16 protein-coding genes are annotated in these 21,275 nt (G+C 61.5%); 6 read left to right on the top strand and 10 right to left on the bottom strand.

Features of this window, described 5'->3' with window-relative positions; genetic code table 11:
• Positions 1-69 precede the first annotated feature (69 nt).
• Positions 70-693, bottom strand: a complete 624-nt coding sequence (locus RE428_RS03205; protein ID WP_004578978.1) for a hypothetical protein — start codon at positions 691-693, stop codon at positions 70-72.
• Positions 694-928: 235 nt separating this feature from the next.
• Here RE428_RS03205 and RE428_RS03200 point away from each other — a divergent pair, with 235 nt between their 5' ends.
• Both RE428_RS03200 and RE428_RS03195 read left to right on the top strand, forming a co-directional pair.
• Complete coding sequence (locus tag RE428_RS03200) at positions 929-1,702, top strand: hypothetical protein (protein WP_004578979.1); 774 nt, start codon at positions 929-931, stop codon at positions 1,700-1,702.
• A 136-nt stretch (positions 1,703-1,838) separates the two neighbouring features.
• On the top strand, positions 1,839-2,231 hold the full coding sequence (locus tag RE428_RS03195) for a hypothetical protein (protein ID WP_004578980.1): 393 nt from the start codon (positions 1,839-1,841) through the stop codon (positions 2,229-2,231).
• Between the two features lie 29 nt (positions 2,232-2,260).
• Here RE428_RS03195 and RE428_RS03190 read toward each other — a convergent pair whose 3' ends face one another.
• Positions 2,261-5,485 carry a transporter substrate-binding domain-containing protein gene (locus tag RE428_RS03190; RefSeq protein WP_004578981.1) on the bottom strand — a complete coding sequence of 1,075 codons (3,225 nt, stop codon included), beginning with the start codon at positions 5,483-5,485 and terminating at the stop codon, positions 2,261-2,263.
• Between the two features lie 231 nt (positions 5,486-5,716).
• Here RE428_RS03190 and RE428_RS03185 point away from each other — a divergent pair, with 231 nt between their 5' ends.
• Positions 5,717-5,950: a DUF2789 domain-containing protein gene (locus tag RE428_RS03185; RefSeq protein WP_004578982.1), complete on the top strand. Its 234-nt coding sequence runs from the start codon at positions 5,717-5,719 to the stop codon at positions 5,948-5,950.
• Between the two features lie 31 nt (positions 5,951-5,981).
• Here RE428_RS03185 and RE428_RS03180 read toward each other — a convergent pair whose 3' ends face one another.
• The 7 genes from RE428_RS03180 to RE428_RS03150 form a co-directional block, all read right to left on the bottom strand.
• Positions 5,982-7,586, bottom strand: a complete 1,605-nt coding sequence (locus tag RE428_RS03180; RefSeq protein WP_004578983.1) for a sensor domain-containing diguanylate cyclase — start codon at positions 7,584-7,586, stop codon at positions 5,982-5,984.
• A gap of 110 nt (positions 7,587-7,696) precedes the next feature.
• Entirely contained in the window at positions 7,697-8,629 is a 933-nt protein-coding gene (gene xerC, locus RE428_RS03175) for a tyrosine recombinase XerC (protein WP_004578984.1), read from the bottom strand.
• 25 nt (positions 8,630-8,654) lie between these two features.
• A complete protein-coding gene (locus RE428_RS03170) occupies positions 8,655-9,410 on the bottom strand; it encodes a DUF484 family protein (RefSeq protein WP_004578985.1) in 756 nt (251 codons plus the stop codon).
• A gap of 84 nt (positions 9,411-9,494) precedes the next feature.
• Positions 9,495-10,418, bottom strand: coding sequence for a diaminopimelate epimerase (dapF, locus tag RE428_RS03165; protein ID WP_004578986.1), 924 nt, complete (start codon positions 10,416-10,418; stop codon positions 9,495-9,497).
• Between the two features lie 5 nt (positions 10,419-10,423).
• The gene (gene lysA, locus RE428_RS03160; RefSeq protein WP_338381162.1) at positions 10,424-11,674 is read right to left on the bottom strand and encodes a diaminopimelate decarboxylase; all 1,251 of its coding nucleotides are present in this window, start codon (positions 11,672-11,674) and stop codon (positions 10,424-10,426) included.
• Between the two features lie 44 nt (positions 11,675-11,718).
• Positions 11,719-11,886, bottom strand: coding sequence for an LPS translocon maturation chaperone LptM (gene lptM, locus RE428_RS03155; RefSeq protein WP_004578988.1), 168 nt, complete (start codon positions 11,884-11,886; stop codon positions 11,719-11,721).
• Positions 11,887-11,986: 100 nt separating this feature from the next.
• A complete protein-coding gene (locus RE428_RS03150) occupies positions 11,987-14,863 on the bottom strand; it encodes a class I adenylate cyclase (RefSeq protein WP_004578989.1) in 2,877 nt (958 codons plus the stop codon).
• A 155-nt stretch (positions 14,864-15,018) separates the two neighbouring features.
• Between RE428_RS03150 and RE428_RS03145 the strand changes: the two genes are divergently transcribed.
• Positions 15,019-17,463, top strand: coding sequence for a sensor domain-containing protein (locus RE428_RS03145; RefSeq protein WP_004578990.1), 2,445 nt, complete (start codon positions 15,019-15,021; stop codon positions 17,461-17,463).
• A gap of 220 nt (positions 17,464-17,683) precedes the next feature.
• Here RE428_RS03145 and argH read toward each other — a convergent pair whose 3' ends face one another.
• Entirely contained in the window at positions 17,684-19,081 is a 1,398-nt protein-coding gene (gene argH / locus RE428_RS03140; protein ID WP_004578991.1) for an argininosuccinate lyase, read from the bottom strand.
• 188 nt (positions 19,082-19,269) lie between these two features.
• Between argH and RE428_RS03135 the strand changes: the two genes are divergently transcribed.
• Positions 19,270-20,454, top strand: coding sequence for a sensor histidine kinase (locus RE428_RS03135; RefSeq protein ID WP_004578992.1), 1,185 nt, complete (start codon positions 19,270-19,272; stop codon positions 20,452-20,454).
• Positions 20,455-20,473: 19 nt separating this feature from the next.
• Positions 20,474-21,214 carry a LytR/AlgR family response regulator transcription factor gene (locus tag RE428_RS03130; protein ID WP_004578993.1) on the top strand — a complete coding sequence of 247 codons (741 nt, stop codon included), beginning with the start codon at positions 20,474-20,476 and terminating at the stop codon, positions 21,212-21,214.
• Positions 21,215-21,275: the final 61 nt, after the last annotated feature.

Raw genomic sequence — 21,275 nt, 5'->3', positions numbered from 1 at the left:
CGTCGTCGAAACACAAAGGTTAGCGGCCAGAAATGACAGCGCCGTGAGAGGCTCACGGCGCGGCAGGTATTATTTTCGATCCTCGTCGTTGTCGACCAGTGACAAATGGGAAATATCCGGTACCACCGGCGGCACCTCGTCTCGCGTCTCCACCAGCGTGGAGCCCGGCGGCGCAAGGGTCCAGTCATCCAAATGGTCGAATAAGGGCGGTTCCACCTCCCGGGTCTCGCTTAAGCGATCGTGGGCACCATCCAGTTTGAGAGAGGAACCCGCGAGGATGCTATCGACCTTTTCCCCAGCGACCTGCAACCGATCGCCGGGTTCTACGGGAACGCCACCGCCGCTCGCGGCTGGCTCGCTCTCGGCGGTTTCAGGCTGGGCCCGGGATAGCGGTTCGGATCGCGGAGCCGGTTCCGGCCTGGCCGGCTGAGCTGCGGGAGCAGGTGAAGGCGCTGTTGACGTCGGCGCGCCGCCCATGGGTTCGACGTGGACGACCATACCGTGCTTGCGCAGCACGGCCTCGTACTTGGCCGCCTGGGCTTCGTCGAGTTTGTTGCGGATGACAACGCGGTTGCCACTGAACATCCGGTCCACCTGGTCCAGCGTAGCCTTGAACAGCGCCATGGCATTGCGCCGCGCCGTTTGCTCGTCCGTGCCGGGGACGCACTCCCCCTTGAATACCAACTGATACATGACTTCGTCTCCGACAATCACCTAACCGGCCCGAAAATAGACTACCGCCGGTGTTCTCATGTTCCCAATCCTAGCGCATCCATACCATCCGCCATAGGCCCGGAAGACGATGGATATGGATTCCACAACAGCAGCAATTCGCGTAGGATGCGTCAATTTGGTGCAGATAGTGCTAGCACTTCGTGCGCATTGCCCAACAAAGACAACGATAAGAACATCAACAAGGAATGGACGTATGGCGCTGCTGATCATCAAGATCGCCGTTACCCTGGCTACCGTACTGGCGCTGGCCTGGCTTGCAGAACGGCTGAGCACCCGGGTCGCCGGTGTGCTGGCCGGGTTCCCACTGGGCACAGGCGTCGCGTTGTTCTTCCTGGGTTACGAGCAGGGTCCGGCCTTTGCCGCCGATGCAGCCCGGGGGACACTGCTCGGCTTTATCGGAGCCCAGGCATTGGCCCTGGCGTTTGCCGCAAGCGCCGGCCAAAACCGCATCAAGACACTGGTGCTCTCACTGCTTGCGTTTGTCGTCGTAGCCCTGCCCCTGTCGTTGCTCGACCTCCCCCTCTGGGCGGCGCTGCTAGCCAGCATTGCCTTCACGCTGGTAGCCCATCGCCTAATGCGGCACCTGGCGGATACTGCGATCACCCTTAAACGGCGTCCCGGTTGGGGTGTGCATATTGCGCGCGGTGTCATTTCGGGCCTGATCGTGGTTGGCATCACTTCAGCCGGTTATTGGGGTACTGCTGCCTTGAGCGGCGTGCTCGCCGCGTTCCCGGTGACCTTCTTTCCCTTGCTGGCGATCATCTTCTGGCAACATGGCCCGGCACCCGCACAGACCCTGGTCAAACATTACCCTGCGGGCCTGGGGTCGCTGATTACCCACACCGTTGCCGTATTCTGGCTGTATCCGCTGATAGGGGTGTACTGGGGGACTCTGGGCGCGCTGGCGCTGGCCACGCTCTGGTCGTTCGGCTGGCTGGCCTGGCAGCGTAGGAATGCCCTTGCCTGAATGGCGAGTGTCCCGCATTTTATTGCAAAAAATTGAAAAAAAGAGTGAACGAGGCCTAAGCAAACGACTGTCACTCTGCGATAATGCGCCGTAACAACCCATAACGTTCTGTTACATTTCTCTTGGGAGATTCGTGATGGAAGGACAGGTACGGCGCCAGCGGATCGGCCTTCTACGTTTATTCTGTGTACTTGCGCTGCTGCCCATCGCTGCCTGCGTCCAGTCCGCCCGTGCGGAAAACATCGACCTGCTCATGAGCGATCTGTTCACCGGCGAAGGCCCCACCTATATCGGCGCGACCAGCATCAGCCGCGAAGATATCCCCGCAACGGCGAACTATGAGCGCAAATACCTTATCGTCGACTTCCGCTTCGGCAACCAGCCGCCGGAACCGCACCTGCAGAAGAGTATCCACACCATCTGCATGGCGATGGTCCACGATCGCGATCTGATGCGGCGTTTGACCCAGCAGGGTTACGACATGGTGTCCGTCGCATTCGACCGCCGCTCCCAGTACGACTGTCTTTGATCCCTCGGATGTAAGGCCCGGCCTCTCACTCAGGTCGTCGCTGGCTGATCTCCCAGCAATTCCGGGAAGGCTTCGAGCCGGTCGTGCACACTGTCCAGATCGAAGGACTCCACATCGCTGAGCAGCTCCCGACCGTATTCCACCACTTCCAATACTCGATACCGCTTGCCCCACTCCACCAGGCGCCCGGCAAAGTCCGACAGTTGCTCCGGGTCGCCACTACCGCGCATCGATTCCCAGTCATCGGCAAAGGTGGCCTGGAGGTCCTGCGCCAGCCGCCGGCGCTGGTAGCGATTGGTAATAGTGTAGAGTACCGGCTCGTCGTCTTCGTCCAGTTCCTCTTCCTCAAGGTTCAGCTCGTGGTCGAGGAAGCGCGCCAGTTCCTGCATTAACACATGCCGACTCACCGGCTTCTGCAGGAAGCCGTCGAAACCGGCATCCTTGATGCGCGAAGCATCCCCTGGCATCACCGAGGCCGTCAGCGCGACAACCGGAATATGCGCCAGCGCCTCATCGTCGTGCATTGCCTTGCGGCAGGCGAAACCGTCCATAATCGGCATGCGGATGTCCATCAACACGGCATCCGGCTGGCGCTCCCGCGCGACGGTGAGTGCCTGGGCGCCATCACCGGCGTCGATCACGCGGAGGCCGGCTGGTTCCAACATGTCGCGAACCAACTGGCGGTTGATCTGGTTATCGTCCACCACCAGCACCTGCCCGCCGGCAAAGGTGAAGCCCGGACCGCCTTCGCCTTGGGTGTCAGGCCCGGCAGAAGAGGTCTCTACATCATGCAATACCACGCGGAAGCAGGAGCCCTCGCCCGATGTACTGGTCACGCTCAGCTCGCCCCCCATCATGCGCACCAGCTTGCGACTGATGGCCAGACCCAGGCCGGTGCCACCGTACTGCCGGTTACTCTGACCTTCCTGCTGTTCAAAGGCGTCAAAGATACGGGCCTGCTGATCGTCGGGAATGCCGATGCCGGTATCCTGGACCTCGATCACCAGTTGGCAATCGTCTCCGGAGTCATCCGTATGGCAGCGCTCGGTGTGGGCACTCAAGCGAATGCCCCCTTCATGGGTGAACTTGATGGCGTTGCCCACGAGGTTGAACAGCACTTGGCGCAGCCGCGTCTCATCCAACACCATGGCCGCGGGCATATCGTCGGATAGGGTGACCTCAAGCGTCAGACCGCGCGCCTTGGCTCGCATCTCGAATATCCGGCGCACATCTTCCAGCAAGCGCTGCAGATCCAGGGGACCAAACTCGAGACGCATCTTGCCGGCCTCGATGCGTGAGAGATCGAGAATGTCGTTGATTAGCGTCAGCAGGCTGCGGCTACCCGCCTTGATGGATTCGATGTACCCACGCTGGCGCGGGTCGGTGACGCTACCCTCGAGCAACTCGCTATAGCCCATCACCGCATTCATCGGCGTGCGAATCTCGTGGGACATATTGGCCAGGAACTCACTTTTGGCCCGGTTGGCTGATTCCGCCTCACGAGCCAGTTTTTCCGCCTCCAGCTTGGCCGCCCTCAGTTCGTCCTCACTGCGCCGCAGCGCATCCTCGGAGCGGATCCGTTCGTCCACTTCCCGGGACAGCTTGCGGTTCCAATAGAGGAAGATCAGCACCACCACGACCGCGATCAGCACCACGCGGCGCACGACGGTGTAATCGATGTCCTGTTCGATATCCAGGTGGATCCAGCGATTGTAGATGCTGTCGTATTCCTGTTTGCTGATAGCCCCCAGTCCCTTGTTAAGGATACGCAGCAACTCGGGCTCGTCCCGGCGGACGGCCAACCGCAACTCGTACTGATAGGGGGTGATACTGGTGATACGCAGGTTAGAGAGTCCCAGCCGCGCAACGGTGTAACTGACTCCGGGAATATGGGTCACCATAACGTCCAGGTCGCCGTTGGAAAGATCCAGCAACCCCTGCTCCAGGTTATCCACCGGAAACATATTCAGTTCCGGATGGTTGATAAGCAGGTATTCATGGCTGGCGTGCTGGCGCACCACGCCGACACGCTCATCCCGTAGCTCCCGCAAATCACCGACGAAGCGACCGTCTTCACGGATGACCAGGGCGATGGGCAGGCTCAGGTAGGCGCGGGTGAACAGGAACAGGTTCTCGCGACGCGGCGTACGCGGCAATGCCGGGATAACGTCGATCTCGCCCTCCTGCAGCATGGTTTCCGCCCGCGACCAGTCCTCGATGGTGCGGCTGTCAAAACGCACATCCAGGCGTTCGGCCAGATTGTTGGCCAGGTCGGGCACCAAGCCGCTGGGGCGATCGTCTTCAATGAATTCGAAGGGCGGCCAGTCGGTACGGTACGCGATGCGCAAATCCGGATGGCGCCTGAGCCAGCTGCGCTCTTGCGACGAAATCGCCACATCGTTTTCCGTATCGACGCCCGGTAGCTCGAAGGAGATCCACTGCTGCTGGATGTTACGGCTCTCGCTGCCACTGATCGCCTCTACTCCCGCATTGAGGATACGCTGCAGCCGTTCGTCGCCCGCCGCCACGGCAAAGGCAACTTGGGCCGGTTGATTATTGAGCACGGTTACCAGCGACAGCTGGTCGATCAGCCCGGCGCGCAGGTAGTCGGATATTACCGGCATGGGCGCGAAGAAGGCGTCTGCCCTTCCGGAAAGGATAGCGTTTACCGCCTCGCTCACTGACCGGACGGGTGTCGGGCGGAAGGAATCCACCGCATCGAGCAGCATATACTGGTGGGCGTCGCCGGCTATCAGCGCAACGCGCTTATGCTCGAGGTCCGACAGACGCTGGACGGACGCATCCTCCACATTGGCGAACAATCCATAGTTGAGGCTCATCACCGGATCGGTAAACAACAGGTCCGGAGCGCTTACCGGTGGCTGACGGGTGGTGATGATTGCATCCAGCTCACCTTCCTTGAGCCGGGCCTCCAGGGATACCGGTGCTCCCGGCACGAGGGTGACATTGACGCCAAGCTTTCCACCGACCAGGCGCGCGAAAGCAGGGTGGGTACCGGCCATTTCTCCGTCCGGCGCCAGGAATGCCAGTGGCTTGCGCTGGCCGGCGATGCCGATCTTCAGACTGTCCTGCTGCGCCAACCAGTCGAGATCCGCAGCTCCCAGGACAGGCTGCGGAGACTCCAGCCTGGGCTCAGCGATCGAAGGCTCGTTCAGGACGCAGGCAAGCAGCGCAAGGACGAAAAGCGCAAAACGGCGGATCGAGGCAAATCCTTGGAAAGTTCGGGTGTTCACACAACGCTCGGGATCGACTGTTCGTTCAGGATTAACGGTTCAGGACTAACGATCTGTTCATGATTCTGACCGCCCTGAGCCTGGATTTTTCATGGAACGGGCCATTAGACTTCACCTAGGGAAGGCTGCCCGAGAACTGTGCAGGCTTCCAGCCGTTTTTCGTATGACTTTTTTATATGACTTTCTTTCGATTGACTTTCAGGTGATCTAGGCAGAGAGGACTTTAGCACCATGGACACGAGTCAGCACAATTTGCACACGCTTTTCGAACAGCTCGGCTTACCGGCAGACCAGGAAAGCATTGAGACGTTCATCGCCAAGTACGCCCCACTCCCCCAGGAAGTGGCCCTGCCCGACGCCACCTTCTGGACGGCCGCCCAATCCAGCTTCCTGCATCAGGGTATCGAAGACGATTCCGACTGGGCCGAAGTGATCGACGAGCTGGACGCGTTACTACGGCATTAAGGCCCATCCTGCTACGGAACCAGGTCGATCTTCAGGCCCGAACAACCCGGTTCCGTCCTTCGTGCTTGGCCCGGTAGAGCGCCTTGTCACCCAGGTCAAACAGCTCTTCCGGGCTATCGCTGCTGCCAAAAGGCACAATGCCCACAGAGACGGTAATCGTCACTGGCTGGTTCTGGAAATGGAACGGCAAACCGGCGATGTGCATGCGCAAGTCGTCCAGAACCCTGTAAGCCACGTCAATGTCCGTCTCGGGCAACAGCATGACGAATTCCTCACCACCGTAGCGGGCCACGAAATCGGTGGTACGCAGACGATCACAGAGGGCTTTGGCCACCAACTGGATCACCCGGTCGCCGGCCTTATGCCCAAAGGAGTCGTTGACCTTCTTGAAGTGATCGATATCCAGCACCGCCAGGGTGATCGGATGGCGATAGCGCCGCCAGCGGTCGAACTCCAGTTGCAGTCTTTGCTGCCAGGCTTCGCGATTGGGTAGCTGGGAGAGCGTGTCAGTCAGTGCCCGCGAGCGTTCGGTGCGCAGCTGTTCCTGGACCTGCTCGGAGTAGGCTTCCATACCCGCCAGCTTTTCCTGCATGGCGACCAGCTTTTCCTCCAGCACTTTTTCACGCCGACAGTCTTCATCGCGGTAGTCGCGGAAGGAATCGGAAATCGATTGGATATTGCGGGTAACCGACGCCTTCAACTGGTCCAGGCTCGTCGACCGCGAGACCGCGGTACCCATATCCTCAAGCTGGGTGCTCAGCACCTGATCCAGGGCCTCTGTCGCGCTACGGCGATCGGCGCCCGCCTCCGCCTGCGCCTCACAGTTTGCCTTTAGGGCTGCAAGCCGCTCATCGAGACGCTTGAGGAAGTCCTCGAACTCGCTCCGACCACGGCTCACCGCCGCGATGACCAGGTCGACGATCTCGTTGAGGGCATCCCGCAGTTCGCTCCATTCGTAACTCTGATCGAGTAACTGCTTGAGGTGCACGGCTCGGGCATGAGCATTGGGTTCAAGGCTGACCTGCTCGAGCACATGGCCGAGCAATTCCCCGATTCGGCGGGCGATTCGCAGACGCTGCTCCGACTCGGAGTCCTCCGACGCCGTGGGCTGGAGCTGCGCAGTGGGCTGTGGCGCAGCCGACTCGGGCTCGTCTTCATGGCGAGAGAAAAGGCGCCGCCAACCGCGAGCCTCTTGCCTGGAAGTCCCGGCTTCCTCTGACGTGGGCGCGTCGGGATGGCCTGCCAACGCCGCCAGATCCACGAGCCAGGTGGTGATGGCTTCGCCATCCAGTTCCAGTTTGTCGATCTGCTTTTCCAGCGCCCGGTACTGCTTGCGGGAGGTCTCGCCAGTCTCTTCGAATACCGCAAGGAGGCTGGTCAGCGATAGTTTCAGCTGGCGCTCGGTGTGGGCACGCTTACCATCAAGGCGCTCCAGTGCCTCGTCCAGGTCATGCTGGAGCCGGCGCAGGCTATCGAGCTCACAGGATTCGTGGCGCAGGGCGTTACGCAGGTTGTCGAGCAGGGTGTCGATGGTCCCGTCCTGACCCGCCGCGAACAGGCTGGTGCGCACCAGCAAACGCTGCAGCGTATATCGTTCTTCCTGCCAGTCGTGGGGAGCAGCGTCATTGAGATCCATATTTACAGCCTTATGATCTCCGTTGGGTTTTCACGGGCGCCATGTTGTCAGATTAACAGTATAGAAGGATTCGTCGTTGCGACCAGAGGCATACCCGGCGCAGCTAACGTTTACGATTCCGCCGGGCCCTCGGGTTTGCGCCGCTTTGCCCTGGGATGGGCCCTGTCGTATACCCGCGCCAAGTGCTGGTAATCCAGGTGGGTGTACACCTGGGTTGTTGAGATATCCGCATGGCCCAGGAGTTCCTGGACTGCTCGCAGGTCACCGCTGGATTCAAGGAGATGGCTGGCGAAGGAATGCCGGAACAGGTGTGGATGCAACCGCTGGTCCGCACCCTTGTGCAGCCCCCAGCGATGCATACGGGCCTGTACGCTACGCGGACTCAGCCGGTCGCCGTTGCGGCTCAGGAACAGGGCCCGTTGACCGTCTAGCGCCAATTCGCGGCGAACCCGCTGCCATTCCTCCAGGGCCTGCCAAGCCTGACGCCCAACCGGCAGGACCCGCGTCTTGCTGCCTTTACCCAACACCCGGATTTCCCGGTCCACGGGGTCGAGGTTATCCAGGTCCAGCCCGACCAGTTCCGCCAGACGCAGACCCGACGAATAGATCAGCTCGAACATGGCGCGATCGCGCACTTCCAGCGGATCGTCCGGCGACGCATTCAGCAGGTGGTTGAGCTGGTCTACGTCGGCGACGCGCGGAAGCTTCTTGCCGGACTTCGGCGCCCGGACATCCAGGGCCGGGTTGTCCTTCACCTCACGCTCGCGCAAGAGGAACTCGTAAAAACGCCGGATGGACGACAGGTGGCGGGCGACACTCCTTCCCCCAAGGCCCGCGCGGCTAAGGTTGGCCACGTGGCGCCGCAAGCCATGCACATCGAGGTCGGACCAGTGCTTGCGGTCGTCCTCGGCCAGCGCGATGGCAAGGCGCTCGATATCACGCCGGTAGTTGGAGCAGGTATGGGCCGAGTGACGTCGCTCGGAACGCAGGTGTTCGACGAACCGGGCCAGCGGCTCGGTCAAGGTGTCGGGCAACTCGCTCATGGGTGTGGTCCGCTAGCGCAAGGGGTCAGCGTGATTCGGCAACCTTTTCCTCGGCTTCAGCCACTGTGGCGTGGGCACTGTGGCGCGCCATCAGGGGCGGCAGCAAACGGCTCAAGGTGTCGCTGATATAGGTCAGGAACAGCGAGCCCATACTCTCGTCGAAATAGCCCGCCTGCTCACTACCGATGGCGAACAGTCCCAGCAAGTCACCATGCCGCAACGGCACCAGTGCGACCGAAGCAATGGGATTTTCCCGACGTGGGAACAGGAATGCACGCTGATCCATGCGGAACTGGCCGCATACGGCACGCTGACCATCCAGCAGGGCGCCAAGCTGGGACTGTGCAGCATCGCGGGCCACCCGGACCAGGGCACCTTCCGGTTCGGCAGCAGTATCGACATCGTCGAACACGATCAGGGAAGCCGCATCCAGGCCAAAATCGCCGCGGATACTGTCGTCGATGACCGATGCCATCTCATTGAGGGAACGGGCTTCGATTACATGGGTAAGCAGGCGCTTACTCTTTTCGAACAACCGGTCGTTGTGGCGGGCAATCTCAATCAGCTCGCCCAGCTCATGACGCAGCATGTCCCGCTGCTCACGGAACAGGTGTACCTGGCGCTCCACCAGGGAAATCGCCCGGCCACTGTCATGGGGCAATTTCAGGCTGCGCAACAACTCGTCCTGACGCACGAAGAAGTCGGGATTGTCCTTCAGGTACGCCACGACGTCCTGCTCGGTCACGGTTACGGCCGGATTCGTCGACGCCTGGTCAGTCATCCGAGGATACCTCCTGTTGCGACCGCCTTACCTAGTGGAGGCGGCTCTTTTTATCGGCGCCTCCGCTTCGGGAGTACGCACACGCTAGCTCTTTTTCTGTCTCTGACGACCCGACCCACGTCCGGAACGGGCACGGCGGGGCGCTTCTCCCGGCACACGAACCTGACCTTCGAACACTCGGGCGGTCGGTCCTTCCATCATAACAGGGGCCCCTTCCCCCTGCCATTCAAGGCTGAGAGGCCCACCCCGCAGCTCTATTCGCGCCTTCTCGTCCAGCAGTCCCCGCAGCCTTCCGGCCACCATTGCCGCGCAGGCACCGCTGCCGCAGGCCAGGGTTTCACCGGAGCCTCGTTCGAAAACCCGCAAGCGCGCATTCTGCCGATCGACGATTTGCAGGAAACCGATGTTGGCTTTTTTCGGAAACGCTGGATGCACCTCCAGCAAGGGCCCCAGCTGTTCCACGGGTGCGGTGTCCACGTTATCAACCACGAGCACTGCATGGGGATTGCCCATGGAAACGGCGGAAAATACGACGGTATGTTCGGCGACCTCAAGGGTGTAGGTATCGGCACGCTCATCAGCCTGGAAGGGAATCTTCGACGGTTCCAGCTCTGGCACACCCATGTTCACCGTCACCCACCCCTCCTTGCCGGCGCGCAATTCGATCACGCCGCCAGCAGTCTGGACCCGGATAACCTTCTTGTTGGTCAGTCGCTGGTCGCGTACGAACCGGGCAAAACAGCGGGCGCCGTTGCCGCACTGCTCCACTTCGGAGCCGTCGGCATTGAAGATGCGGTAGCGGAAGTCCACGTCCGGGAGGCCAGGCGGCTCCACCACGAGCAACTGGTCGAAACCGATACCGAAATGGCGGTCCGCCAGCCTGCTGATGAAATCCGGGCGCAGGCGGAAGGGCTGGCTAATGGCATCGACCACCATGAAGTCGTTGCCCAGACCGTGCATCTTGGTGAACTGGAGCATGCCGCCGCCCCGGCGTCTGGCATCGGTCATCGCGGTTACTCCGGCAGACAGGCTTCGAGCCGCATCTGGTCGTCAAGGGTTTCCCGCTGGCGCACCACATGGACCTGGTCGCCATCCACCATCAGCTCGGGCGGACGGTTGCGGGAGTTGTAGTTGGAGCTCATGACGAAACCATAGGCACCGGCGGACCGCACGGCCAGCAAGTCACCCGGCGCCAGCGCCAGTTCGCGCTCCTTACCGAGAAAATCGCCGGTTTCGCAGACCGGGCCGACCAGATCCCAGGCCTTGGTCTCGACATCCGTACGCGGCGTTGCCGGAACGATGGCCTGCCAGGCGCTGTAGAGCGCCGGACGGATCAGGTCGTTCATGGCGGCGTCGATGATCGCGAAGTTGCGATGGTCGGTGCACTTGAGGAATTCGACCCGGGTCAGCAGGATGCCGGCATTGGCGGCAATGGAACGACCCGGCTCCAGGATGATTTCCAGCTTGCGGTCGCCCAGGCGCTCTTGCACCTGCGCCATGTATTCGCTGGGCGAGGGGGGCTTCTCCTGGTTATAGGTCACGCCCAGGCCACCACCCAAGTCCAGGTGATGGATATGGATCCCATCGCCGGCGAGCTCGTCGATGAGTGCCAGCACCCGGTCGAGAGCATCGAGGAAGGGCGACACGTTGGTGAGCTGGGAGCCGATATGGCAATCCACACCTATAATGTCGAGATTCGGCAAACGGGCCGCACTCGCGTAGATGCGACGCGCCTCGGCGATATCCACGCCGAACTTGTTCTCTTTCAGGCCCGTGGAAATATAGGGATGCGTGCCGGCGTCCACGTCCGGATTGACCCGCAGGGAGATTGGCGCCTTCTTGCCGAGCTCACCGGCCACCTGGTTGAGGCGGTCCAGCTCGGTCTCGGACTCGACATTGAAACAACGCACACCGGCTTCAAGCGCCCGGCGCATTTCTGCAGGCTGCTTGCCCACGCCGGAGAATACGACCTTGGACGCTTCGCCGCCGGCACGAAGGACACGCTCCAGTTCGCCGACTGAAACGATATCGAACCCGGCGCCCAGGCGCGCCAGCACATTGAGCACCGCCAGGTTACTGTTGGCCTTCACCGCATAGCGCACCAGGTGTGGACGGCCGGCCAGGGCGTCGTCGTAGGCGCGGAAATGGCGTTCCAGCGTCGCACGGGAATAGACGTAGGCCGGCGTGCCAAACTGCTCGGCGATCCGGGTGACAGGCAAATCCTCCGCAAACAGCGTGCCGTCTCGGTAATTGAAATAATCCATCGGCAATCCTGTATCAGTGCGCCCTTACAGCGCGGCGAATCCGATCAGCGGGACTGTTCGTCACCGCCCTCCTCGCTCTGGTCGTTGCCCTGCGCGGTACTACTCTCAACTGTCGCTGGGGGCTCAGGGGCCGGATGGTATAGCGGTCCCTTCTGGCCACAGCCGGCCAGCATGAGGATCAGGCTGACGGTGGCGATCAAACGACCTGTCATATCGGACTCGCTCCGGTGAAATTGATCGCGCCAGTATACCGGCCATGCCGGACCCGTGCGAGACGGAAACGGGTTTCTCGGGGCCCGGTCGGTCAGCGAATTAACCGAACGGCGCGCTAACCCCCAGCGCCTGATTCAGTTCCGCTTCCAGACGGATGCGGTAATGCAGGTACTGGCTGGTCTGCAGATCGTGCTGATAGACCTGCGGGTCGAGGTCATGGGGCAGGTGCAGGTCGGTCAGGTAGAGCGGATAGCCGCCACCCTCGCGCCGGCGGGAGTTGACGTAGTGCACCACCGCCGGAATCAGCTGGTCGCCGTATTCCAGCGCCGTGAACTCCTGCTCCTCGCAGAAGATGTCAAACCGGACGGGCTGATCGCCCTCCTGGACACCGACGGCCTGCAGCTCGAAACCGTCGATCGGCAGTTCGTCGTTGGTGACCAGCCGACGTTCAGCGACCCAGTCGGCGCCCCGACGCACGACCTCGGCACAGGTAATCTCCAGCTCGCCACCCGCCTCGGCCAGGGTGCGCCGTAACTGTCGACGCTCGGAGACGTTCGCCAGGAAGCGCAACACCGGCGCCAGCAGATGGCGGCGGGAGAAGAAAGGCTGCTCCCAGTGACTCAGCGAGCCATGCTCGTCGACGACCCAGACCCGCGCCCGGTCGTCGCGGATATGGAAGAACACCTGGATATTGTCCGGCTGGCTCGCCTGGCAGACCGCATTGAGCGCCGGGTCCTCTCCCAGGGCATGACGGTCGAGGACAATCGGTACATAACCGGGCTGGGGCTTCTGCAAATGATCGAGCAGTGCGGACCAGGATTCCAGGGCGACGAAACCGGGCTGGCCATCATGGAACTGGAGCACGAAATACCGGCGCTCCATCTGGATAATGTAGCGTAACGGATGCGGGCCCCGGTCGCCCACAAAGAAGACACGCTGGACGTCCTGGAACAGGATCTGCAGCCGACGCTCGATGGAGCCGGCGTGACCGGCATCATGGCAGTGCACCGTGAGCACCGGTGGCCGATCCGGCGCGGCGACTCTCGCTGCCAACAGGTTCTTCAGGCACTGGATCAGCGTGTCACCGACTTCGTAGCGATGGACACTGACCTCATGCCAGCTGTTGAGGATGACCTGATCCAGGGTCAACACCAGGTTCTCGCGCCCCCCACTGAAGCCCAGGGAATCGTGGCGCCCACTCAGTTTGTGCAGGCCTTTTTCCGTCAACGGCGCTTGGGGATCCACCGCCACATTGACGAACAACAACACCCGTAGGGGGCGGCTTTCCTCGAGCAGTATTTCCCGGGTGGCCGGGGCCTCGGGCACCGGCAGATGCGACTGCAGGTCTTCGATCATGCCGCGTAGACCGCCCAGGCTCAGAGCACTATCCCCGGCACGCAGGTTAAGGCGCGTCGCCCGGGTTAGCAGGCCGTTGCAGTGACACCAAACCAGCATCTCCACCAGGCTACTCGAACGACGGATAACCGGCTGCCAGAATGCATCGGAGGGCGTTTCCAGGTCCCGGTAAAGCAGCCAACCCTGCCCCGGCACATTGCCGGAAGGATGACTGCTCTGGTGGTGGAACGATAGGTTCTCTTCCGCCAGCGTAGGGGCAATGTTCGGGTTGATCAGCTCAACCTTGCCCGCCTTGCGCTGGAATGCCGCGTACAGCTTGCGCCCGAGCAGACTCATATCCTCGGGGCGGATAGCGGCCTTCACCGCATGGGTGCGCGCCAATCGCGACAGGAAGCGATAGCTATGGGTCAGCTCGGAGACGATAATGCGGCGCAACGCCTGCACGTCTCCAGCACGCCAGCGTTGCCGGTCGTCCAACACGCCGATACGCCTGCGATCCCAACCCCAACCTTCCACCAGCTCCGTCAGCAGGGCCGACTGCCAGCTCCGGCTCACCCGCTCCAGCCGGGTCAAGGGGATGCCCGTCTTGAGGTACAGACTCTGGCGCACCAGGTCCAGCCGCTCCGTTGCATCCAGCGACTGCAGCCATTTTTCCAGGCGCTGGTAGAGCATGACGTAGGGATCGAGCCGATCCGGAGCCGTCATGCCCCGATAGACCCGCGCCTTGAACTCCAGCGATAGAGGCCCTTCTTCCCGGGTACGCGCGTAGCACTCGATCAGCAGGAGCTTGAGTAGCGACTTCCAGGGCGCATCAATGCCCTTATAGAGTTGCCAGACACCCGCGCCGAGGAATTCAGCAGGCGGGATCGCCGGTACGGACCCCAGATCGATGTACTGGTCGGCGCGAATAAAGCGAAAATCCCGCAACTGGTCGGCAAGCAGGTCGTAATCCGCCTCCTGGTCCGACGGCACCAACCACCACAAGGGATAACATCCGGCAAGGTAAATGCCCGTACGGTAGAACTCGTCGAGCAGCAGGTAATGCTGGGCGCTCCCACAGTTCTCGCCATTGACCTCGACCCGCTGGCGCCCCTCCCGGAATTCCGACGCTGAGAATACGAACACATGGAGTTCGAGGCCCAGGGTTTCAGCCCAACGGGAAACAGCTTCCGCCTTTCGTTCCAGACGCTCGATGCCCCGGGACTCCAGGTCAGGTTGGTGGCAAAGCCACACATCCAGGTCACTGGCCACGGAATGCCCGAGCGTACCGGGGCTGCCCATGACGAACAGCGACTGGATGTCCGGCGGCCGGCGCCCTGCCGACCTCATGCGGAACGAGCGGGCCTGGCGCTGGGCTGCGGCCAGGGTTTCACCGTCAGGCTGGTAGTGGGCGATACCGTAGGGGCAGTCGTGATGGAGATAGCCGGGAAGCGAAGGGTGATTGAGATGGAAGATCAGCGGCAACAGGTCGAGCACTACCTGTTGCCGCGTCGCCAAAGCCGCCCGCGCACGCTCCACCCGGACTGCATTGACCTTGAGGAAACGGTCGGTCAAACGCTTCAGCGTCTTGCGATCGATGCCGTCGGCAAAGTCCAGGTTAATAGCGGTTACAGCAGTCACAGGGTGGGTTCTTCCCAACGGCGGCAATCAGGTTGTATGTATAGCTTCGACATTATCGTTATGATGTTAGCCTGCTTTCAAACCACAATGACAAAACAACACAATAAAGAGGCCCGGGCCAACGGCATCGGTCTTCGCACCAACGGGAAGTCACCGTGAAGGAATTCCTGATTAGCCGGCATCGCCGCGATGCCACGGCGACCGACGAACGACGCACGCTGGTCCGCATCGACGACAGCGGCATCATTACCTACGCCGATGCCTACGCCGACTCGGTCCTGGGCTATGACCCACAAGACCTAATCGGCAGATCGCTGGCCAGCCTGGCCGCTACCCGGCAGGACGATCCGCTCGGCCCCACACCGCGGGAAGCCTTCGAGCGTGGTGAACCGGCACTGTTGACCCTACGCCATCATGAGGGCTTCTTCTTTACCGCCCGCTTTTCCGTCCGCGTCGCCATCGCCGACGCCGACCAGGCCGCCACGGCCGCCATCCAGCCCCGCGGCCGGGATCCGCTGGATCCTCGCCTGCTGCAGATGGCTGAAACCTCCGGTCAGTTCGGGATCTGGCAGTTGGATACCTACAACAACCAGATGACCTGGTCCGATGGGCTCTACCACCTGTTCGACCTGCGTCCCGGAAGCGACATTACGCCGGAGCATGCCCTGTTCTACTTCCAGGAATACCAGCATCGGGTACGCGCCCTTTTTCGCCGCTGCATCCGCTCTGGAGCACCCTTTACCCGGGATCTGCATATCCTGACGGCAAAGCAGCGACTGCGCCCGGTGCGCATCACCGGGCAGGCGCTCAAGGCCGGGGAGAAGATCATCGCGGTCGCCGGCACCCTGGTCGACCTGTCCGAGCGACTGCATCAGCGCCGGGCCCGCACCGAAATCGAACAGGTGCTGCAGGGCATCATGGCGGCCACCGACGACCTGGTCCTGGCGCTGGATCCGAATCATCAGATACTGGCGATCAACCACGCCATGGCCGCCCAGTTCGAAGCCACCTTCGACGTGCGGCCCCGAGTCGGCGAGGACCTGACTCGCCTGCTCGCCGAATTCCCCAACGAACGACGTCTGGCCCAGCGCCTATGGGATAAGGCCATGAGACGGGACCAATTCACCGTGGAGATGCCCCTGGCCCAGCAGGAGCGAGACCTGCCGGTCTACGAGGTACGCTTCCAGCGCCTGAAAGACCGACAGGGCCACACCATCGGCGCCGTCCATATAGCCCGTGACATCAGCCACCGCTTGCGCACCCGGGACAATCTCAACTACCTGAGCAGCCATGATCCCATGACCGGCCTGCTCAACCGCCGGGAACTGCTCCATCGGCTCCAGCGGGCGATCGACAAGACCAGTCACGAATCGCCTGGCCACGCCCTGCTCTATATCGACCTGGATCACGTTACCCGCTTCAACGAGACCGCCGGTGCCGGCGCTTGTGATCGCTACCTGCGCGAACTGGCGACCATGCTCAGTAGCCGGGTACGTCAGCGGGACGCCCTGGCCCGGGTCTCCGCTGACAAGTTCGTCCTGGTGCTCGACACCTGTGCCGAACCGGAAGCCCGCCGCGTAGCCCAGGCCCTGACCGACCAGATCGGCCAGTTCATGTTCGAGTGGCAGGGCTACCCGCTGCAGACGACCGCCAGTGGTGGTCTGGTTCCCTTCGGCCCGAACGCTGGCCCCTCCTCTGCCGAAGAGCTGCTCACCCTGGCAGCGGACCTTTGCCAGACCGCCAAGAACGCCGGACGTAACCGCATTCATGTCCACCGGGATCCCGGCTCCAACATGCTTGAGAGCGAAGCCCAAAAATTGCTGGGCCAACTACAGGAATGCGTGCGCGAGGACCGAATCGTATTGATGCACCAGGCGTTACGACCGGTCACGAGCGCCACCTGGGGCGAGCACATCGAGATCCTGGCACGACTCGAACACGACGCTGCCGAAGGATTCTGGCTACCCAACGATTTCCTGCCGGTAGCAGAACGCTTCGACCTCGCCCGAGACATCGACCGCCGCGTAATCCGCAAGACGCTGGACTGGCTGCGCCAACATCCTCTGCTCGAGCCACGGCTGAAACTCTGCAGTTTCAACATTTCCCTGGCCAGCGTGCTGGACGAGGACTTCGCCAACTTCATGTCGCGGGAGCTCGCCCGGATCGCCTTCGCACCGGACCGCTTCTGTTTCGAGATCCGCGAGAGTGACGCGACACAATATCCGGATGAAGTCAGCGTGTTCTGCGATGTCGTGCATGAGGTGGGCTGCAAGGTCGCTTTGGACGGCGCAGGCGCGTCGGTTCAGAGCTATGCCCTGGCCGCCAGGCTGCCGGTGGATGTGATCAAGCTGGACCGCAGCCTGATGCGTGACCTGCACGAAGACCCGGTCCAGCAAGTGATGGTCGAGGCCTTGCATCGGATCGCCGAAACCGCCGGGAAGACCACGGTGGCGACGTTTATCGAAAGTGACGAAACCTTACGACAGGTGCGGCGATTGGGGGTGCATTTCGGGCAGGGTTTCCGACTGTCGCCACCTCGGCCATTGGAGGATTTGGCGCCCGCAGCGGTGGACTTGAGCATCGGTCGGATTGGGACGTGATAAACGGCGAACACATGCCGTGAGGTTGCTGTTTGAGCTTCGGAGAGATCGAGGGAGTGCCCGACTGAAACGGGGCACCTTCGGTGCCTCAGAAGCTGAAGCTTCTGCTACATGCTCGAGTTAACCTCAAATGTAGCCGATGCTTCAGCTTCGGAGCAGCCCGGCGGGGTGCCTGACAATATCAGACAATGACAAGGGTCAGGGTTCGATGAGACCGAAACTAACCCTCCATCGCCGCCCTGGCCCTAGCCACCGCTTCACGCACCTGCCGCGGCGCCGTCCCGCCTATATGATCCCGCGCCTGCACGGAACCTTCCAGAGTCAGCACATCGAACACATCGTTCTTGATCACGTCAGAGAAGCGGCTCAATTCGTCCAGGGTCATATCCGACAGGTCGCGCTCTTCAGCCACACCAAAGGCCACGGCCTTGCCGACGATTTCGTGAGCATCACGGAACGCCACGCCTTTCTTGACCAAATAGTCCGCCAGGTCGGTGGCGGTGGAGAAGCCGCGCTTGGCAGCAACGCGCATGTTCTCGGCCTTCGACTCGATGGCCGGCACCATATCGGCGTAGGCCTTCAGGCAGCCCTTGACCGTATCGACCATGTCGAAGAGCGGCTCCTTGTCTTCCTGGTTGTCCTTGTTGTAGGCCAATGGCTGACCTTTCATCAAGGTAAGAAGGCTGATCAGGTGGCCATTGACCCGGCCGGTCTTGCCCCGCACCAGTTCCGGCACGTCGGGGTTCTTCTTCTGCGGCATGATTGAGGACCCCGTGCAGAAGCGGTCCGGCAGATCGATGAAGTCGAACTGGGCCGACGTCCAGAGCACCAATTCTTCACTGAAACGGGACAGGTGCGTCATCAGCAACGCGGCGAAGGAGCCAAATTCGATAGCAAAGTCGCGGTCACTGACGGAATCCAGGGAATTTTCAGTCGGGCGATCGAAGCCCAGGAGTTCGGCGGTGTAGGCGCGGTCGATGGGATAGGTGGTGCCCGCGAGCGCTGCCGCGCCCAACGGCATGATGTTCACGCGCTTGCGGCAATCCAGCAGCCGCTCGGTATCCCGGGCCAGCATTTCGTACCAGGCCATCAGGTGATGGCCGAAGGTGACCGGCTGAGCGGTCTGCAGGTGGGTAAAGCCGGGCATGATGGTTTCGGCCTCACGCTCGGCCAGGTCCAGCAGCCCCTTGCGCAGGCGCACCAACTCTTCGTGAATGACGTCGATTTCGTCCCGCAGGTACAGGCGGATATCGGTGGCCACCTGATCATTGCGGCTGCGACCGGTGTGGAGTTTCTTGCCCGTGATACCGATACGGTCAGTCAGGCTTTTCTCCACGTTCATGTGAACGTCTTCCAGGCTCACCGACCACTGGAATTCACCGGCCTCGATTTCAGCCTTGACGACCTTAAGTCCCTCGACGATCTGATCGCGCTCATCCCCGGTCAGTACGCCGACTTTCGCCAGCATGGTAGCGTGGGCGATCGAGCCAGTAATATCATGATGATATAAGCGCTGATCAAACCCGACGGAGGCGGTAAAACGCTCGACAAACGCATCGGTCGGCTCGCTGAAACGGCCGCCCCAGGGTTTTTCGGAGGACGTATTCTGATCAGTCATGGTCTATCTTTACCTGCTAGCTGGAAGAGTGTTGAACAGCCCCTGAACGAAAGCCAGAACGCCGGCGCGCTCGGGATTGTAACACTCTCGAGAGCGGCTCTGTATCAATAGCATCTTTAGAAGTCATGGGCGGAGGCCGGCACGGCCTGTCGTTCTGCCCATAGCACCCACGAACAACAGGACACCGAATGCCGCCAGCCAACCAACGACGTACCGACGGCAACGAAGAACTCCCCAGCGCCGATTTTTTCGTGCCCGACCTCTGCCGCGTGCGGGCGGTGTTCCTGCTGCTGATGACCAGCGAACTGATTGTCCTGTTGCTGTCGATCGTGCACGCGGACATCGGCTGGATCGACTGGCACTACTTCGGCCTGGTATCCCTGTTCGTGCAGTGGACAGTGCTGACCAGCGCCGCCCTGATCTGCAGCATGCGGCGCTGGCTGCGGCGGTTTTCCAATACCGGCGTGGTGATGATCATCACCGCCGTCGTCCTGCTGGACGTACTGGTGTTTACCGTCGCAGCCAACGGCGTCCTGATCGCCGGCGACGTCCCCATACCGCCCCACCTGATCGGTCGCAACCTGCTGGCCGCGCTGATCATCACGCTGATGGTCCTGCGCTACTTTTTCCTGCAGCACCAGTGGCGCCAGCAGAAGCAGGCAGAAATGCAGTCGCGGATGACCGCCCTCCAGGCACGTATCCATCCACATTTCCTGTTCAACAGCATGAATACGATTGCCAGCCTGATCGCCTCCCGGCCGGAGCAGGCGGAAGATGCGGTGCTCGACCTTTCGGAGCTGTTCCGCGCCAGTCTGCGCACCCAGGACCGGTTGATTACCCTGGGCGAGGAACTGACGCTATGCCAACGCTACCTGCATATCGAAGCACTGCGCCTGGGTGATCGCCTGACCCTGACCTGGGACCTGGACCCTGCGCTGGCCAGTCAGGCAATCCCGCCACTGACATTGCAGCCACTGGTGGAGAATGCGATCTACCACGGCATCCAGCCCCGGCCCGAAGGGGGCGAAGTGCGGGTGCACACCTACCGCAAACGCCATTCGGTCTATATTGAGGTACAGAATCCCGAGCGCACGTCCACCGCCGATCAGGCGGGCCACCGTGGTAACCGGATCGCCCTGGCCAACATCCGCGCGCGACTGGACACGGTTTTCGACGAGCAGGCGCTGCTCAAGCACAGTGTCCATGAGGGCCGTTACACGGTGACGCTGCGGCTACCTTGGCGTACTATTTCTAACAACAGTGGTTCTGGCAACAGTGGTTCCGACAAAAATGGTTCCAGCAAGAACGGGTACGACAAGAGCAGTTCGGGTAAAAGCATTTCCGGCCGGAGCGGTTCGGGTCAGAGCAGTTGAGGCAGTAAGGACGTTAACGATGGGCCAACGAGTACTGATCGCCGATGATGAACCCCTCGCCCGCGAGCGCCTGCAGAGGCTGGTTAAAGGACTCGACAATTATGAGATCTGTGGGGAAGCCGGCGACGGCCATGAGGTGTTGCGGAAGATCGCCGAAACCCAGCCGGATATCATCCTGCTCGACATCCGCATGCCTGGACTCGATGGCCTCGCCACCGCCGAGCAGATCAACGCACTGAACAACCCACCCGCCATTATCTTCTGCACCGCGTACGACCAGTACGCCATCAATGCCTTCGAAGTGCAGGCCGTAGCCTATCTACTCAAGCCGGTGCGCCAGGAGAACCTCGGCGACGCCCTGGCGCGCGCCGGCCGGGTCAACCGGGTCCAGCTCCAGGCCCTGCAGGCCGCAGGCGAGTCCGATCCTGGCCAGTTGGCGGTGCGCACCCATCGCGGCACCGAGCTGATCGATATCGGTAGCATTCGCTTCTGCGAGGCCGACCAGAAGTATGTGAGCATCTTCCACGACCGCGGCGAAACGGTGAGTGACTACACCCTCAAGGAGCTGGAGCAAAGCTACCCAGAGAGCCTGTTACGCATACACCGCAATACGCTGGTGGGTTGCCGCTTTATCGAAGCCATGACCCGAACGCCCGAAGGACAGTACGTGATCCGTCTCAAGGACCGCGATACGCGCCTGCAGGTCAGTCGCCGCCACGCGAGCTCAGTTCGCGAGTGGCTCCAGAGCCAAGGACGATAGACGCCTGCATCACCCTGAATAAGCCGCCAGCCGCGACTTTTCGACCCATAAACGTTAGGCT

Origin of the sequence: Marinobacter nanhaiticus D15-8W (assembly GCF_036511935.1) — a bacterium.
Taxonomy (GTDB): Bacteria; Pseudomonadota; Gammaproteobacteria; order Pseudomonadales; family Oleiphilaceae; genus Marinobacter_A; species Marinobacter_A nanhaiticus.
This window is presented reverse-complemented; position numbering and strand designations above follow the sequence as displayed.